1 protein-coding gene is annotated in these 262 nt (G+C 64.5%); it reads right to left on the bottom strand.

Going from position 1 to position 262, the window contains the following annotated elements; translation table 11 throughout:
* On the bottom strand, positions 1-262 hold a 262-nt coding region (locus tag KZZ06_RS21300; protein WP_219581931.1), incomplete at both ends, for a hypothetical protein.

Raw genomic sequence — 262 nt, 5'->3', positions numbered from 1 at the left:
CCCCTGCTGCTATCCCCCTGCATCCTAGCCTCAGGCAAATCCTCGGGCGCCAGCTCCGCCATCACCTGGTCCTCCTCGACGGTGCTGTTGCTATTGTGGTGGTGGTGGTTATTCGCCGCCGTCGCCACCGCCGATGCCAAGCTCCCCCCACTGCTGCTGGACGTAAACGGATCGTACGGCAGGTCGGGAGCATCGACCTCGTTAAGGAAGATCTCGGGGCCCACCTCCTCGTCTGGGTTCTCGATGGTGCGGTAGCGGCGGG

Source organism: Sulfitobacter sp. CW3 (genome assembly GCF_019392245.1).
Classification (GTDB): Bacteria; Pseudomonadota; Alphaproteobacteria; order Rhodobacterales; family Rhodobacteraceae; genus Sulfitobacter.
Note: the sequence above shows the minus strand (reverse complement) of the source record. Positions and strands in the feature narration are given on the sequence as shown.